This window comes from Bordetella pseudohinzii (genome assembly GCF_000657795.2).
GTDB lineage: Bacteria > Pseudomonadota > Gammaproteobacteria > Burkholderiales > Burkholderiaceae_B > Bordetella > Bordetella pseudohinzii.
In genome coordinates this window covers 1-15,752 of sequence record NZ_JHEP02000022.1, presented here as the reverse complement: position 1 = coordinate 15,752, position 15,752 = coordinate 1, and the positions used below count along the sequence as shown (strand labels likewise).

12 protein-coding genes are annotated in these 15,752 nt (G+C 68.4%); 5 read left to right on the top strand and 7 right to left on the bottom strand.

The genetic code is table 11. From position 1 onward, the window contains the following. Window positions 1-8 precede the first annotated feature (8 nt). Together L540_RS20100 and L540_RS20095 are read right to left on the bottom strand one after the other, a co-directional pair. Complete coding sequence (locus L540_RS20100; RefSeq protein ID WP_043214535.1) at window positions 9-968, bottom strand: tripartite tricarboxylate transporter substrate binding protein BugE; 960 nt, start codon at window positions 966-968, stop codon at window positions 9-11. Window positions 969-1,016: 48 nt separating this feature from the next. Then, window positions 1,017-2,465 carry an N-acyl-D-amino-acid deacylase family protein gene (locus L540_RS20095; RefSeq protein WP_043214533.1) on the bottom strand — a complete coding sequence of 483 codons (1,449 nt, stop codon included), beginning with the start codon at window positions 2,463-2,465 and terminating at the stop codon, window positions 1,017-1,019. 99 nt (window positions 2,466-2,564) lie between these two features. Here L540_RS20095 and L540_RS20090 point away from each other — a divergent pair, with 99 nt between their 5' ends. Then, on the top strand, window positions 2,565-3,512 hold the full coding sequence (locus tag L540_RS20090) for a LysR family transcriptional regulator (RefSeq protein ID WP_043214531.1): 948 nt from the start codon (window positions 2,565-2,567) through the stop codon (window positions 3,510-3,512). A 60-nt stretch (window positions 3,513-3,572) separates the two neighbouring features. Here the strand turns inward: L540_RS20090 and clpB are convergent, their stop codons facing one another. Further along, window positions 3,573-6,176, bottom strand: a complete 2,604-nt coding sequence (gene clpB, locus L540_RS20085) for an ATP-dependent chaperone ClpB (protein WP_043214530.1) — start codon at window positions 6,174-6,176, stop codon at window positions 3,573-3,575. Between the two features lie 156 nt (window positions 6,177-6,332). Between clpB and L540_RS20080 the strand changes: the two genes are divergently transcribed. The 3 genes from L540_RS20080 to L540_RS20070 all read left to right on the top strand — a co-directional run bounded on the left by L540_RS20080 (window position 6,333) and on the right by L540_RS20070 (window position 9,895). Beyond that, window positions 6,333-7,877 (top strand): alanine racemase, encoded by a 1,545-nt coding sequence (locus L540_RS20080; protein ID WP_043214528.1) that lies wholly within the window; start codon window positions 6,333-6,335, stop codon window positions 7,875-7,877. A gap of 129 nt (window positions 7,878-8,006) precedes the next feature. Next, window positions 8,007-8,735 (top strand): helix-turn-helix domain-containing protein, encoded by a 729-nt coding sequence (locus L540_RS20075; protein ID WP_043214526.1) that lies wholly within the window; start codon window positions 8,007-8,009, stop codon window positions 8,733-8,735. Window positions 8,736-8,743: 8 nt separating this feature from the next. Further along, the gene (locus L540_RS20070) at window positions 8,744-9,895 is read left to right on the top strand and encodes a hypothetical protein (protein ID WP_043214522.1); all 1,152 of its coding nucleotides are present in this window, start codon (window positions 8,744-8,746) and stop codon (window positions 9,893-9,895) included. A 2-nt stretch (window positions 9,896-9,897) separates the two neighbouring features. On the opposite strand, the gene L540_RS20065 is transcribed toward L540_RS20070, so the two are convergent. Both L540_RS20065 and L540_RS20060 read right to left on the bottom strand, forming a co-directional pair. Further along, the gene (locus tag L540_RS20065; protein WP_043214519.1) at window positions 9,898-11,307 is read right to left on the bottom strand and encodes an MFS transporter; all 1,410 of its coding nucleotides are present in this window, start codon (window positions 11,305-11,307) and stop codon (window positions 9,898-9,900) included. Window positions 11,308-11,376: 69 nt separating this feature from the next. After that, on the bottom strand, window positions 11,377-11,880 hold the full coding sequence (locus tag L540_RS20060; RefSeq protein WP_043214516.1) for a peroxiredoxin: 504 nt from the start codon (window positions 11,878-11,880) through the stop codon (window positions 11,377-11,379). Window positions 11,881-12,096: 216 nt separating this feature from the next. Here L540_RS20060 and L540_RS20055 point away from each other — a divergent pair, with 216 nt between their 5' ends. Then, window positions 12,097-12,516 (top strand): hypothetical protein, encoded by a 420-nt coding sequence (locus L540_RS20055; protein WP_197085673.1) that lies wholly within the window; start codon window positions 12,097-12,099, stop codon window positions 12,514-12,516. A gap of 18 nt (window positions 12,517-12,534) precedes the next feature. Here the strand turns inward: L540_RS20055 and L540_RS20050 are convergent, their stop codons facing one another. Then, a complete protein-coding gene (locus L540_RS20050; RefSeq protein WP_043214512.1) occupies window positions 12,535-13,413 on the bottom strand; it encodes a dienelactone hydrolase family protein in 879 nt (292 codons plus the stop codon). A 21-nt stretch (window positions 13,414-13,434) separates the two neighbouring features. After that, window positions 13,435-15,752: DUF748 domain-containing protein (locus L540_RS20045; protein ID WP_048026709.1), on the bottom strand; the 2,318-nt coding region annotated here is incomplete at its 5' end.

Genomic DNA, 15,752 nt, shown 5'->3' with positions numbered 1-15,752 from the left:
GCCGGCCATCACTGGATCTTGATGTCCGCCTGCTGGATGACGCGCTGCCAGCGGTCTTTCTCGGTGCGGATCTGGGCCGCGAACTCGGCGGGCGTATTGCCCAGCGGGAAGGCGCCCGCCTCTTCCATCTTGGCGGCCGTGGCCGGATCGCGCACGGCCTGGGCGAAGGCCTGCGCCAGCTTGTCGCGCACCGCATCGGGCAGGCCGGCCGGCGCCACCACGCCATACCAGGCCGTCACATCGTAATCGCGGTAGCCCAGCTCGGCGAAGGTCGGCAGCCCGGGCAGGCGCGGATTGCGGGCATTGCCGGTGATGGCCAGGGCGCGCAGATGGCCGCTCTTGACGTAGGGCAGCGTCGACGGGAAGTTGTCGAAGATCGCCGGCACCACGCCGGCCACGGTGTCCGTCAGGGCTGGGGCCGAGCCGCGATACGAAATGCTGTTCATCTTGCCGTCGATGATTTGCAGGAACCAGATCATGCCCAGGTCATTGACGCCTCCCGCGCCGGCATTGGCGTAGCCGTCCTTGCCCGGATTGGCGCGGACATGGGCCACGAAGCCGGCCAGGTCCTTGGCGGGAAAGGCAGGATTGACGGCCAGGATGTTGGGGCTGGTCACCAGATTGCTGATGGGCGTGAAGTCCTTGACGGGGTCATAGGCCAGCTTGGGAAACAGATGCGGCGCGGTGCCGTGGGTGGACACCGTCGCCAGGCCGACGGTGTAGCCATCGGGCTTGGCGCGGGCCGTGGCGGCCATGCCTATGGTGCCCGAGGCGCCGGTGCGGTTTTCCACCACGATCTGCTGGCCCAGGATCTCGCCAGCCTTGGCCGCGGCCACGCGGCCGACGATGTCGGTGGGGCCGCCGGCCGGGAAAGGCACGATCAGCGTGATGGGACGGTCGGGAAATTCCGCGTGCGCGCTCAGCGCGGCAGCGGCCAGTGCCAGGGCGGCACAGCTCTTGCGCAGCATGGTCAGGTCTCCAATAACAGTTGAGGATGGCAAGCAGGTCGGGCGGCCTCAGGCCGCCGCGCGGCGCAGGACGCGGCCCGGCCGGCCGCGGGCCGGCTCCGGGAAAACAGCCTGGCCGTTGACCCAGACGCCGTCCACGCCCACCGAGGGCAAGGCCGGGGTCTCCCAAGTGGCGCGATCCGCCACCGTGGCGGGGTCGAACAACACCAGATCGGCGTAGGCGCCCACGCGCAGCTCGCCCCGGCCGCTCAGGCCGTAGACGCGGGCGGGCAGGCCGGTCATGCGCGCCACCGCGGCTTCCAGCGTCATCAGGCCGGCCTCGCGCACAAAGCGTCCGAGCACGCGGGTAAACGAGCCCCACAGGCGCGGGTGGGGATGCGCATCATTGGGCAGGCCGTCCGAGCCCACCATGCAGGCCGGATGCTGGAAGATGCGCTGGACCTCGGCCTCGTCCATCGCGAAGTAGATCGCGCCGGCCGGCAGCAGGCGCCGCGCCGCCGTGGTCTTGTCGCAGCCCCATTCCCGGGCGATGTCGGCCAGGCCGCGGCCGCTGCACTCCGGGTGCGGCACCGACCAGGTGATGCGGATCTCGTCGATCAACTCGGCCCGCTCGGGGATCAGGATGGTGGAGCTGCCCGGATAGGGATAGATGTCCAGGCCGACCTCCAGGCCCTGGGCGCGAGCGCGGTCGATACTGGCCAAGGTGGCGCGGCTCTTGCCCCAGTTGGCCGGCATCATGCATTTGTGGTGCGAGACCACCGTGGCGCAGCCCGTGGCGCGGCCCATCTCCAGGACTTCTTCGACGGCCTGCTCGACGGCATCGGCCTCGTTGCGGATATGGCTGGTGTGCAGGCGGCGATGGCTGGCCGCCACGCGGGCCAGGCCGTGCAGTTCGGCGGGCTGGGCCCGCCCCCCGGGCTCATAGGCCAGGCCGGTGCTGAAACCCACGGCGCCGGCCAGCAGCGACTGCTCCAGCAGGGCCTCCATGGCGGCCTGCTCTTGCGCGCTGGGCGCGGCGGCCGGGTCTTCCATGACGGCCAGGCGCAGATTGGCATGGCCCACCAGGGCGGCCACATTGATCATGGGCCGCAGGCGCTCCAGCTCGGCCAGATAGGCGGCCATATCGGCAAACAAGGGCGTCTCGCCCAGCAGCGCAAGCGCCGCGGCGGTATTGCCGGGCCGCGGGGCGGGCGCGCCGCTCACGCCGCAATTGCCGACCACCACGGTCGTGATGCCCTGGCTGGTCTTCCAGGGCAGCGCGGGTTTTTCCACGAACATCAGGTCGTCGTGGCCGTGCACATCGATAAAACCCGGCGCCAGCGCCCGGCCCTGCGCATCGATCCGCCGGGCGGCGGGCATGTCGCCCAGCTGGCCGATGGCGATGATGCGGTCGCCGCGCACGGCGAGATCGGCGCGGCGCCGGGGCGCGCCGCTGCCGTCGATGAGGTCGGCGCCCAGGATGATGAAGTCGGCGGTGTCGGAAGAATGCGGTGTCATCTGCGTATCGGGAGGCCGGAACAGCCGGCGTCCCGCAGTATCCGCCTTGCCATCAATCTGGGAAAATTGTTTTAGTTGATCCATCTATCGGATTTTGCAATGCATCGCCTGCCCAAGCACGTCACGCTCAAGCACTTGAACGCCTTTGTAGCCGTGGCCCAGGAAAGCAGCTTCACGCATGCCGCCAAGCGGCTGTTCCAGACGCAGTCCTCCATCACCACCCTGGTGCGCCAGCTGGAAACGGCCCTGGGCGCCGCCCTGTTCGAGCGCACCAGCCGCCGCGTGCTGCTCACGCCGCTGGGCCGGGACTTCCTGCCCCGGGTGCTGCGCCTGCTGGCCGATTTCGACGGCGCCATCGACGATGCCGTGCGCTATGGTTCGCTGCAGCGCGGCCGCGTGGGCGTGGCCGCCGCGCCCTCGGCCATTACCGAACTCATCTCCCCGGCGGCGGCGGACTATGCCGCGCGCTACCCCGGCATCAGGCTCTATCTGCGCGACGACAACTCCGGCAGCATCCAGCGCCTGGTGGCCGCGGGCCAGGTCGATTTCGGCCTGACCAGCCGCTGGGCCGATGCGCCGGGCCTGGCCTTCGATCCCTTGCTGGAAGACCGCTTCGGCGTGCTCTACCGCAGCGATGACCCGCAGCTGCGGGCCGGCCGCGACGGCTATCTCTCCTGGCGCGCCCTGGCCGGCCGCAAGCTGGTCGGCGTGGTGGACGAAACCGGCATCATGGCCTTGCTGCGCTCGCGCGCCGACCTGCCCATCGAGGCCGCCGCGCCTTTCTACGAAGCCTCCAGCACCACTTCCCAGGCCGCCCTGGTGCAGGCCGGCCTGGGCCTGGCCCTGCTGCCCGCCCTGGCCGCCCACCGCGTCATGCTGCCCGGCCTGAGCTATGCCTTGCTGGCCCGTCCAACGGTCGTGCGCACGCTGTGCATCGTCCGCGAACGCGAACGCGCGCCCAGCCCCGCGGCGGCCGCGCTCATCGAGGCCATCGCGGCCTATGCGCGCCAGGCCCGGCTGCCCGCCGGCTGCAGGCGCTGCGTCTGAAAACCCGTCCGCGCAAAAAAAAGCCGGCCTCGCGGCCGGCTTGGTGGCGCTTGCGCGCGCTTACTGCAAGGTGCGGGTGAAGACGAACTTGCCGTCCTGGTAGTCCACCGGCACCACATCGCGCGGCCCGAAAACGCCTTGCAGGATGAGCTTGGCCACCGGGTTCTCGATCTGCTGCTGGATGGCGCGCTTGAGCGGGCGCGCCCCGAACACCGGATCGAAGCCCACGCGGGCGATCTCCGCCAGCGCGGCATCGGTGACTTCGAGCTGCATCTCCTGCTTTTCCAGGCGGTCGGCCAGGCGCTTGAGCTGGATGCGCGCGATGGACTCGATGTGCTGCGCGTCCAGGCCATGGAAGACCACGACCTCATCGATGCGGTTCAGGAACTCCGGACGCAGAGTCTGCTTGAGTTCTTCCATCACCACATCCTTGATGACTTCGTAGGACTTGCCCGCCATGCTCTGGATCTGCTGCGAGCCCAGGTTGGACGTCATCACGATGACGGTGTTGCGGAAGTCCACCGTGCGGCCCTGGCCGTCGGTCAGGCGGCCATCGTCCAGCACTTGCAGCAAGACGTTGAACACATCCGGATGCGCCTTCTCGACCTCGTCGAGCAGCACCACGCTATAGGGCTTGCGGCGCACGGCCTCGGTCAGATAGCCGCCCTCTTCGTAGCCCACATAGCCCGGAGGCGCGCCGATGAGGCGGGCCACCGAGTGCTTTTCCATGAACTCGCTCATGTCGATGCGGATCATGTGCTCTTCGGAGTCGAACAGGAAGTCGGCCAAGGCGCGCGTCAGCTCGGTCTTGCCCACGCCCGTGGGGCCCAGGAAGAGGAAGGAGCCATAGGGCTTGGACGGATCGGCCAGGCCGGCGCGCGAGCGGCGGATGGCGTCGGCCACGAGGCTGCAAGCCTCGTCCTGGCCCACCACGCGCTTATGCAGGGCGTCTTCCATGTGCAGCAGCTTGTCGCGCTCGCCTTCCATCATCTTGGACACCGGGATGCCGGTGGCGCGCGAGACGACCTCGGCGATCTCCTCGGCGCCGACCTGGGTGCGCAGCAGGCGCGGCTTGCCGCCGGCGGTCTCCGCGCGCTCGATGTCGGTCTCGGCCAGGTCGGCCGCCTTCAGGCGCGCCTCCAGCTCGGGCAGCTTGCCGTATTGCAGCTCGGCCAGCTTGTCGAACTGGCCCTTGCGCTGCAGCTCGGCCATCTCGGCGCGCACGCGGTCGATTTCTTCCTTGATGGACTGCGTGCCTTGCACGGCGGCCTTCTCGGCCTTCCAGATTTCTTCGTAGTCGTTGTACTCGCGCTGCAGGCGTTCGAGCTCTTCCTCGATGGCGGCCAGGCGGCGCTTGGAGGCGTCGTCGGTCTCCTTTTTGACGGCCTCGCGCTCGATCTTGAGCTGGATGATGCGGCGGTCCAGCTTGTCCATCACCTCGGGCTTGGAGTCGATCTCCATGCGGATGCGCGACGCCGCCTCGTCGATCAGGTCGATGGCCTTGTCGGGCAGGAAGCGGTCGGTGATGTAGCGATGCGAAAGCTCGGCCGCCGCGACGATGGCCGGATCGGTGATCTCCACGCCATGGTGGATCTCATAGCGCTCTTGCAGGCCGCGCAGGATGGCGATGGTCGACTCGACGTCGGGCTCGCCCACCAGCACCTTCTGGAAGCGGCGCTCCAGCGCGGCGTCTTTTTCGATGTATTTGCGGTACTCGTCCAGCGTGGTGGCGCCGATGCAATGCAGTTCGCCGCGCGCGAGCGCGGGCTTGAGCATATTGCCCGCGTCCATCGCGCCCTCGGCCTTGCCGGCGCCCACCATGGTGTGCAGCTCATCGATGAAGACGATGTTCTGTCCGTCGTCCTGCGACAGCTCCTTGAGCACGGCCTTCAGGCGTTCTTCGAATTCGCCGCGGAACTTGGCGCCGGCCAGCAGGGCGGCCAGGTCCAGCGAGAGCACGCGCTTGCCGCGCAGGGTCTCGGGCACTTCGTCGTTGACGATGCGCTGGGCCAGGCCTTCGACGATGGCGGTCTTGCCCACGCCGGGCTCGCCGATCAGCACGGGGTTGTTCTTGGTGCGGCGCTGCAGGATCTGGATGGTGCGGCGGATCTCGTCATCGCGGCCGATGACCGGGTCGAGCTTGCCTTCGCGGGCGCGCTCGGTGAGGTCCAGCGTGTACTTGGCCAGCGCCTCGCGGTTGGATTCGCCTTCGGCCTCGGAGACTTTCTCGCCGCCGCGCACGGCGTCGATGGCGGTCTCGAGCGCTTTTTTCTGCAGGCCGGCCTCGCGCAGGATGCGCCCGGCCTCGCCCTTGTCATCGGCCAGGGCGAGCAGGAAGAGCTCGCTGGCGATGAAGGTGTCGCCGCGGCGGGCGGCCTCCTTGTCGGTGCGCGTGAGCACGCCTTGCAGATCGCGGCCGACCTGCACGTTGTCCTCGCCGGCGACCTGCGGCAGGGCGCGCATGGCCGTCTCCAGGGCGGGCTGCAGGCGGTTGACCGCCACGCCGGCGCGCGCCAGCAGGCTGCCCGCGCCGCTGTCGGCGTCGGCGAGCAGGGCGGCCAGCACATGGACCGGCTCGATATAGGGATTGTCGTTGCGGGCGGCAAGGCTTTGCGCGTCCGCCAGGGCTTGCTGGAACTTGGTCGTAAGTTTGTCGAATCGCATAGTGGTCGGTTGGCAGTTGGGGAGCCATGCCGAAACCCGTCAGCCGGCTCGATGACCTGAATGTGCGGCCAAAAAGGGACTTTTCAAGCCCCCGCCGCACGCGGAAAGTCGACTTACACTGACTTACACTACCGCCTGTATCCTGAGGCGGTCCCAATGAGCATAAACGTTTTTGTCTACGGCACGCTACGCAGCGGCGAAATCAATGATCTGACGCAACTGGCCGCCAGGCACGGCCTGCCCGCCCCGCGCTTGATCGGCCCGGGCCGCGTGCCCGGCTATCTGGTCGATTTCGGCGACTGGCCGGGGCTGGTGCCCGCCCAGGACGGCCGCTTCGTGACCGGCGACATCTACCAGGCGGATCCGCGGCTGCTGCCCCTGCTGGACGAGGTCGAGGAGATCTCTCCCGAGGAAAACGCCTGTTTCCTGCGCGCCGAAGTGCGGGCCGAGACCGCCCTGGGCCCGGTCCTGTGCCAGTACTACCCGATCAATCCGGGCGCCGCCCCCGGCGCGCGCGGCATCCCCGCCGACGATTGGGTGTCCTACCGCGTGGCGCGCGACGCCGCCGCCCTGGGCTCGCTGGAGACGCCGGCGCTGCTGCTGGACCTCGACCGCCTGCGCGCCAACACCGACATGATGCGATCGCGCGCCGCGGCCCTGGGCGTGACGCTGCGGCCCCACGTCAAGACGGCCAAGTGCATCGAGGTGGCGCTGGCCGCCAGCGGCGGGCGACCCGGCCCCATTACTGTATCGACCCTGAAGGAAGCCGACCGCTTCCATGCCGCGGGCTTTGACGACATCCTCTATGCGGTGGGCATCACGCCCAACAAGCTCGAACACGCCGGCCGCCTGCGCCGCGCCGGCTGCGACCTGAAAATCATTCTCGACAACCGCAAGGCGGCCGAAGCCGTGTGCGCGGCCCGCAGCCGCCTCGGCCTGGACCTGCCCTGCCTGCTGGAGATCGATTGCGACGGCCACCGCAGCGGCCTGAAGCCCGACGATCCCGAGCTGCCGGCCATCGCCGATCTGCTGCGCGCCGGCGGCGTGACAGTGGCCGGCGTGCTGACCCATGCCGGCGAGTCGTACAACTGCCGCAGCCGCGAAGCCATCGTGGCCCTGGCCGAGCAGGAGCGCGCCGCCTGCTTGGCCGCCGCGCAGCGCCTGCGTGAACATGGCCACCCCTGCCCCATCGTCAGCGTCGGTTCCACGCCCACGGCCCGCTATGCGCGCCATCTCGAAGGCGTCACCGAGCTGCGCGCCGGCGTCTATGTCTTCTTCGACCTGGTCATGGCCGGCGTGGGCGCCTGCACGCCCGATGAGATCGCCCTGTCGGTGCTGGTGACGGTGCTGGGCCACCAGCCCGACCGCGGCTGGATCATCACCGATGGCGGCTGGATGGCCCTGAGCCGCGACCGGGGCACCGCGCGCCAGCCCGTCGATCAGGGCTATGGCCTGGTCTGCGACCGCCTGGGGCGGCCCATACCGGGGCTGCGCATGACCGACGCCAACCAGGAGCACGGCGTGCTCAGTTTTGACCCTGCGCCGGCCATCGACCTGGCCGCCGCCTACCCCGTGGGCTCGCAGCTGCGCATCCTGCCCAACCATGCTTGCGCGACGGCCGCGCAGCACGCGCGCTACCACCTCGTGCGGCAGGACAGCGGCCATGTCGAAGGCATCTGGGCACGCTTTGGCGGCTGGTAGCGCAAACCGTCAAATTCTGTCAGCTGACTGCATAAATCGGCGAAATTCCGGCAAGAAGACTACAATGTATCGATACGAACAAGCCGCGCCATCTCCCGGAGCCGGTGCATCAAAACAACGAGGTCAAGAATGCTGAAGCGGGTTCCCATTGCGCCTGACGCCGCGCATTGCTCCAGTTGCATGCTGGGCCATGTCTGCATCCCCATCGGCATGGCCGCCGCCGAGGTGGAGAAGCTGGACGATCTGGTCAATGAGCGCGTGCGGGTCGAAAAAGGCAATACGCTCTACGAACTCGACACACCGCTGGACGCCGTTTTCGGGGTGCGCTATGGCTCGCTCAAGACCCAGCTCGAAGACGCCGCCGGCCAGCTGCAGATCACCGGCTTTCATCTGCCGGGCGAGATCGTCGGCCTGGACGGCATGCTCGAATCGCGCCATGTGTCCAACGCCGTCGCCCTCGAAGATTCCGAAGTCTGCGTCATCCGCATCGCCGAAATCGACCGCGTCGCCAGCCACCTGCCCAGCCTGCAACAGCAGTTCCGCCGCCTGATGAGCCGCGAGATCAGCCGTTCGCACCAGATGCTGGCCACCCTGGGCTCGCTGCGCTCGGAACAGCGCCTGGCGGCCTTTCTGCTGAATCTGTCGCAGCGCTACGCCGCGCTGGGCTATTCCTCGACCGAATTCGTGCTGCGCATGAGCCGCGAAGAAATCGGCAACTATCTCGGCCTGACGCTGGAGACGGTCAGCCGCCTGTTCTCGCGCTTTGCCCGTGAGGGCCTGATCCGGATCAACCAGCGCGAGGTCCGGCTGCTCGACCCGCAGGCCCTGCGCCAATTGCTCGGCCACGAGCACTGCTGACAGGCGGCATGAAGCCCCTGCGTGTCAGGTACTGCCTGGTCCTGGCCGCGGTCTTGGCGGGCCTGCCCGCCGCCGCGCCGCGGGCCCAGGCCGCCCAGCCTGCCGACGAGGCGGCCGACCCCTATGACGAACCCATCGTCACCGATCTGGCGCGCACGCCGCCCTGGCGGCCCCTGGAGCTGGGCCGCGCGGGGCAGCGCTACCCCTTCCCGGTCTATGCCAGCAAGAACCTCAAGCGCGACGATTTGCGCGGCATCCGCCGGCTGGTCATCGTCGTGCACGGGGTCAAGCGCGATGCCACCCGCTCTTATGAGGCGGTCTCCGCCCTGATGGGCAGCAATCCGGACCGCCTGGACGACACCCTCATCATCGCGCCCAAGTTCTCCAGCGCCATCGACGCCGGTTTCGGCCATATGCCGGCCTGGCGCCGCGCCAGCTGGGAAGACGGCGAACCCAGCATGCAGGCCAAGGGCCGGCCCGCCCCGGTCAGCTCGATGCGGGTGCTCGACGACATCCTGCAGGAACTGGCCGGCGCCGAGCGCCTGCCGGCGCTGCGCACGGTGGTGCTTGCCGGCCACTCGGCCGGCGGCCAGCTCATCCAGCGCTATGCGGTGCTCAACAATGTGGACGAGGATCTGCGCAGAAAAGGCCTGGACGTGCGCTATGTGGTCGCCAACCCGTCCTCCTACCTGTACCTGACGCCGGACCGGCCGCGCCCCGACGGCCGCGGTTTCGCGCCCTATGAGCGCGGGATCTGCCCCACCTACAACCAATACAAATACGGCCTGGACCAGCTGCCCGCCTATCTGCACGACGTGGACCGCGCGCGGCTGGCGGCGCGCTATGCGGCGCGCCATGTCACCTATCTGCTGGGCAGCGCCGACAACAACCCCGAGCATCAATTCCTGGACAAGACCTGCGGCGCCGAAGCCCAGGGCGCCACGCGCTGGGCGCGCGGCCTGGGCTATTGGCGCCATGAGCTGGACAGCGCCCAGCGCCACCCGGATTGGCCGGCGCTGGCGCACCAGGCGCAGCAAGTGGTGGAAACCGGCCACAACGTGGCGGCCATGTTCGGCTCGACCTGCGGCGCGCGCGCCCTGCTGGGCGAGACCAGCGCGCCGCTGCCCCAGGGCGCGGCCTGCCTGCCCATCACCCGATAAGTTCAGGTTCCCGTGCGCGGGGGCGCGGTTTCCTCGGGCGGCACGATGGCCGCCGGCTCGCCCGGCTCGGCCACGACATTGTCGAATGCCGCCGTGCCGGCCGCGGGCTCGGCAGGCGGCTGCGGCGGCTGCATCACGCCGGCCTCGGGCGTGACCATCTCCATGGCCGGGTCCACCTCGGGATCCACGCGGGGATCCAGGGCCACCATGGCGGGCGAGGATTGCAGCGTGTCGGGCATGGGCACGAACTGCACCGGCGCCTCCTCGACCTGGTGCAGACCGGTGACGGCGCTGGGCCGCACGCGCCAGACCAGGATCATGGCGCAGACCGGCACGAAAACGTAATACATGGCGTGCCCGCCAAGCGACATCAGGATGCCCGCGGCCAGCGGCCCCAGGCAGGCGCCCACCCCGTAGACCATCAGCAGCACGGCGCTCAGGCTGACCCGGCGCTCGGCCTCGACATGGTCATTGGCCAGGGCCGCGCCCAGCGGATAAAGGGTGAACTGCAGCACGCCCAGCAGCGCCGAGAGGCAGAGCAGCAGCCAGAAAGGCAGGTCCAGCCAGCCCCACATCAGCGTGGGCAGCAGCACCAGCACGGCCGCGTTGAAGCGGATCAGGCCAGCGCGGTTGACGCGATCGGACAGCCAGCCTATGGGCCATTGCGACAGCAGGCCGGCGGTGACGGACACCGCGACGAACAGGGCCACCTGCGGGGTCTGCAAGCCGTGCTTGGCCGCATAGACCGGGGCCAGCCCATAGAAGGCGCCGCTCAGGTTGCCGGCCACGAAGAGCACGGTCATGGCCAGCGGCACGCGCTTGACGAAGAAGAGGAAGTCCAGCGGCGCCGGACGCGGCGTGGGCGGGTGCGAGCGCGCCGTCACGGCAATGGGCACCAGGCAGAGGACCAGGCACATCGCTACCAGGATGAGCGGTCCGTCGTCCAGCGCGCCGTAGAGCGTGAGCGCCAGCTGCCCCAGCACCGTGCCCAGGCCGGAGACCACCATATAGACCGAGAACACGCGGCCGCGCTGGTGGTTTTCGGTTTGCTCGTTGAGCCAGCTTTCGATGACCATGAACTCGGTCACCATCATGATGCCGGAGACCAGGCGCAGCAGCAGCCAGACGGGCAGGTAGTCGATCTGGGCCTGCAGCAGGATCATGCTGGTGGCCACGGCCGCGCAGGCCACGAAGGCCCGGATATGCCCCACCCGGATGATGAGCCTGTGGCCCAGCCGCGCCCCGCAGACCAGGCCCAGGTAATACCCCGCGATCATGGAGCCGATCCAGATTTCGTTGACGGATTTCGCCGTCAGGGTCAGCCCCATATAGGTGTTGAACAGGCCCGTGCCGATCAACATCAACAACGTGGCCAGGTACAGCGAGGAAAACGAGAATATGGTCGATAACATGGGCGGGCGGGCAGCAGGGGTTCCGGAGGGGCTGCACGGGAGGCCGGACCGCCGGCCTCCGGAGAAACATCAGATCTGCGACAGCAGGGTGTCGGCGTCGCTGACTTCGAACTTGCCGGGGGCTTCGATGTTCAGGCGGGTGACCACGCCGTCTTCGATCAGGGCCGAGTAGCGCTGCGAACGCACACCCATGCCGCGCGCGATGAGGTCCAGCTCCAGGCCCAGTTCGCGCGTCCAGAGCGCCGAGCCGTCGGCCAGCATGCGCACCTTGCCGCCGGCCTGCTGCTCACGGCCCCAGGCGCCCATCACGAAGGCGTCATTGACAGCCACGCACCAGATTTCATCCACGCCCTTGTCGGCGAAATCCTTCGCGCGGGCGATATAGCCCGGCAGGTGCTTGGCCGAGCAGGTCGGCGTAAAGGCGCCCGGCACCGCGAACAGCGCGATCTTCTTGCCGCGCGTCAGGTCGGCGACCTGGAAGGCGTTGGGGCCGAGCTGGCAGCCCGGAGTTTCGGTTTCGATGAACTCGGTGAGCGTGCCGTCCGGCACGCGGGCGCCAACGGAAATGGTCATGGAACTCTCCAGCAGGAATGTTTGTTGTTTGCCTTCTCGGCGGGCCACGGACGCGGCTTGCCCTCCATCATAGTTCTTGTCGGCGGCCCGGGGGCCGCGGCCGGCCGGGAAAAGCCTGCGCACAGACTGAAACGACTGCAAACCGGCCTGAAGGGCCTGTTGCGGCCGCGGATGGCGATAATCAAACGTTGCGAACAAGCGACGGAGGACAGAACCATGCGAGCCTTTTGGATGGCGCTGGCCGCCCTGGCGCCGGCGGCGCAGGCCCAGGCCCCGGCGGACCCCGGCGGCCAAGTCACTTTCGAGCAGATCGTCATCGCCGCCGGCGCCACCAATGGCGCGGCGCGCATCTGCGGCGCCGCGGAACCCGACCTGCGCCAGCACGAATCGAACTGGCATGTGAACCTTAAACACTATGCCCAGGAATACCGCTACGACGCCGCCAACCTGGACAGCCGCTTCGCGCAGGGCCAGGAAAATGGCAAACAGATGATGGAGCAGATGCGCCAGGGCGGGGTCGACGGCTGCGCCGGCGTGCTGGGCAGTTTCCAGCGCGAACGCGCGATCGGCTATGGCGAAATGAAACAGGCCATCGCCGAAGTGACCGATGGCCTGCCGGAAAAACCGGCGCGCTGACCGGCGCGCCGCAAACGCTCAGAGCCCGTTCTGCTTGAACCAGTCCAGCATGCGCTGCCAGGCCTGTTCGGCCTCGGCCTTGTGGAAGCTGGGCCGGTAATCGGCATGGAAGGCGTGCGGCGCATCGGGATAGACGTCGATGCGCGAAGCCTTGGCGGCGGCCGGCCCCTTGGCCAGCGCCACGCGCATCTTGTCCACGTCGGCCAGCGGAATGCCGGCGTCCTTGCCGCCGTAGGCGCCCAGCACGGGCGCCTGCAGATTGGGCACCACGTCCAGCACCGAGCGCGGCTTGAGCTCGCTGGGCGCGCCGCCCAGCTGGCCGTACCAGGCCGCCCCGGCCGACAGGCCGGCGCGATGGGCCGCGTAGAGCCAGACGATGCGGCCGCCCCAGCAAAAACCCAGGATGCCCAGCTTGTCGGCCGCGCCGCCATTGGCCGCCGCCCAGGCGGCCGTGGCGTCCAGATCGGCCATGACCTGGGCGTCGGGCACTTTGTCGATGATCTGGGCGCGCAGCGTGGCGATGTCGGAATACTTGGCCGGGTCGCCCTGGCGGGCGAAGAGCTCGGGCGCGATGGCGAGATAGCCCTGGTGGGCGAGCCGGCGGCAGACGTCCTGGATGTACTCGTGCACCCCGAAGATCTCGGACACCACCAATAGCGTGGCCAGCCCTTTCTTGCCCTCGGGCGCGGCGCGATAGGCCGGCATCTTGCCGTCAGTGGTCGGGATGTCGACGCGCCCGGCCACCAGGCCCTTGCTGTCGGTCTTGATGGCCGTCTGGGCCGCCACGGGGCCGGCGGCCAGCGAAAAACCGGCGGCCACGCCGGTGGCGATGAAGCCGCGCCGATTCAGCTTCAGGGGCGGCAGGAGACTATCGATTTCGGCATCTTTGAAAACCATGGCAACACCCTCCGGGTGGGATCACTTCAAAGAGAAATCGACGCGCGAGGGCTTGCCGTCATCCTTGATGCCCTCGGCGTCGAGTACGGGCGCGACGATGAAAATCCGATCGGCCGGCCCTTCGGCCTGCAGCTTCTCGAACACGGCCTGCGCCCGCGCGTCGGCCAGCTTGCGCAGATCGTCTTGCGAGATGGTGGCCGCGCTGCGCAACAAGGCCTCCATCTGGTCGGCGGGAATGGATTTGGCGATGCCGATGAAGTTCCTGGGCTTGCCCTCGATCTTGGTGTCGTCATAGACATCTTCGAGGTATTTGGCGCGTTCGGCGGCGCTGACGGTCACGCCGTCGGGATTGGGTTTCTTGCCGCGGCCCGCCGTATCGCGCGCCTTGGCCAGGCGGATCTGGCGGTCCACCCAGGCCTGGCGCAGGCCTTCCTCGTCGGTCTTCGGGTCGGCGCGCCCGGCGATGTCCAGCTTGAGGCTGGGCCGGTCGTTCAAGGCCTTGGCCAGCGTCTGCAGGCGCTGTTCGCTGTCGGGCGAGAGCTCGGCGCTGCCCGGGGCGAATTCGATATAGGAAAGCTCCTCGCCGCCGCCGAATATCGAGGCCAGCAGGCTGAAGGGCGAGGTGACGGCCTTGACGATCAGGTTGACGAAGACCCGCACGATGATGCCGCCCACCGAGAACTGCGGATCGTCCAGGGAGCCCGAAATCGGCAGATTGATATCGATGTTGCCCTTGCTGTCCTTGAGCAGCGCCACCGCCAGCAAGACCGGCAGCTGCAGGGCGTCCTTGCTGTCGGTCTTGTCGCCCAGGGTCAGCTGGTTGAGCACGACGCGGTTGCTGGCCTGCAGCTCGCGGTCCTTGATCTTGTACTCGACGTCCAGCGACAGCTTGCCGCGCTTGATGGGATAGCCCACGTATTTGGCCGAGTAGGTCGTAAAGCGCGGCAGGTCCACCCCCTTGGCCGAGGCCTTGATATCCAGCGCCAGGTATTGCGCGAAAGGCTGGACCGTCCCGCTGATGGCAAAAGGCGCCGTCGTATAGACGCGCCCGCCCACCTTGACCCGCGCCGGCTTTGGATGGCGCGAAGACACCGCCGAAACCGAGCCTTCGATGGCCGAGAGCTCGGCCGTATAGTTGGGCTTGACGAAGCGGTCGGTGAAATTCATCTTGCCGCGCGTCAGCGTCACGCTGTTAAGCGAGATATCCGGCATGGCCGAGGCGGCCTTGGCCGGCGCCGCCCGCGCCCGGGTCTGCGTGTCCTGCGTGATGGAGCCGCCCGCCTGGCCGGGCTCGGCGACGATGTCCATGACGTTCAGGCGTCCCTGGGCATTGAGCAGCACCCGGCCATAGAAATCGTCCAGCACGATGTCGCCCAGGTTGGCCGAGAATTGGTCTCCGCGCACCGCGACCTGCATATTGGACAGGGCAAGCTTGCTCCAGTTGAGGAAGTCGGCCTTGTTGACGCGGTCTTGCAGGTCGAAGTCGTTCACTTCGGCCGTGCCGCGCCAGGCCGCGCTCATGGGAGCGCTCCCGTTGGCCATGGCGAATTCCGCCTCGCCGCGCGCGCCCACCGTCACCGCGCGCACGGTCGCGTTCAGGCTGGAGGCCACATAGGGCGCGAAGGGCGCGAGATCCAGCCCGGCCAGGTCGACCTGGCTCTTGAGCGTGACCGGGGCGGAGGTCAGCACGCCCTTCATGTCCAACTGCCCCTTGCCCTGGATATCGCTGGCCTTGAGCGTGAAGTTCGAGGGCGTGGCGCCCAGGGACATTTGATCGGCGCCGAAATCCAGCTGGCCCAGCGAGATGTCCACGGCGGGCTTGATGCCTTCGTCGCGGACGAGCAGCCGCTCAAGCGAGAGTTTCAGGTCATGGGCGCTGGCCTGGGTGGCGTCATTGGCCTGGGCCAGGCGGACCCGGGTATCCAGGGCCAGCCGGCCATCCTTGATGATGAAGGGCGCGGCGGCCTGCACGGCCGGCGCGAAAGGCGCCAGCGCGATATTGCCCATATGCAGGTCCAGGTCCAGCGCCAGCGGCTCCAGCCTGAGCGGCCCCTTGGCGCGCAGCCAGCCGCCATCGGCGCTGTTTTCCATATTGGCCCACAGCTGGATGGGCTGCTCGGGCGGCTGCGGCAGCTGCACGTTCTCGACCGCCACGTCCAGCCCGGTGACGAGATAATCCAGTTGGGTGCCGGCGTCGCGCAGGCGCAGCCCGGCGTCGCGGATATTGATGGCGTCCACGGCCACCTGCCATTGCTGGGGCGCCGGCGCAGGCGCAGGCGCGGCCTCGGGGGCGGCTCCCGCGACAGGGGGCGAGGCCGGGTCGGGCGCCGCCGCCGGCC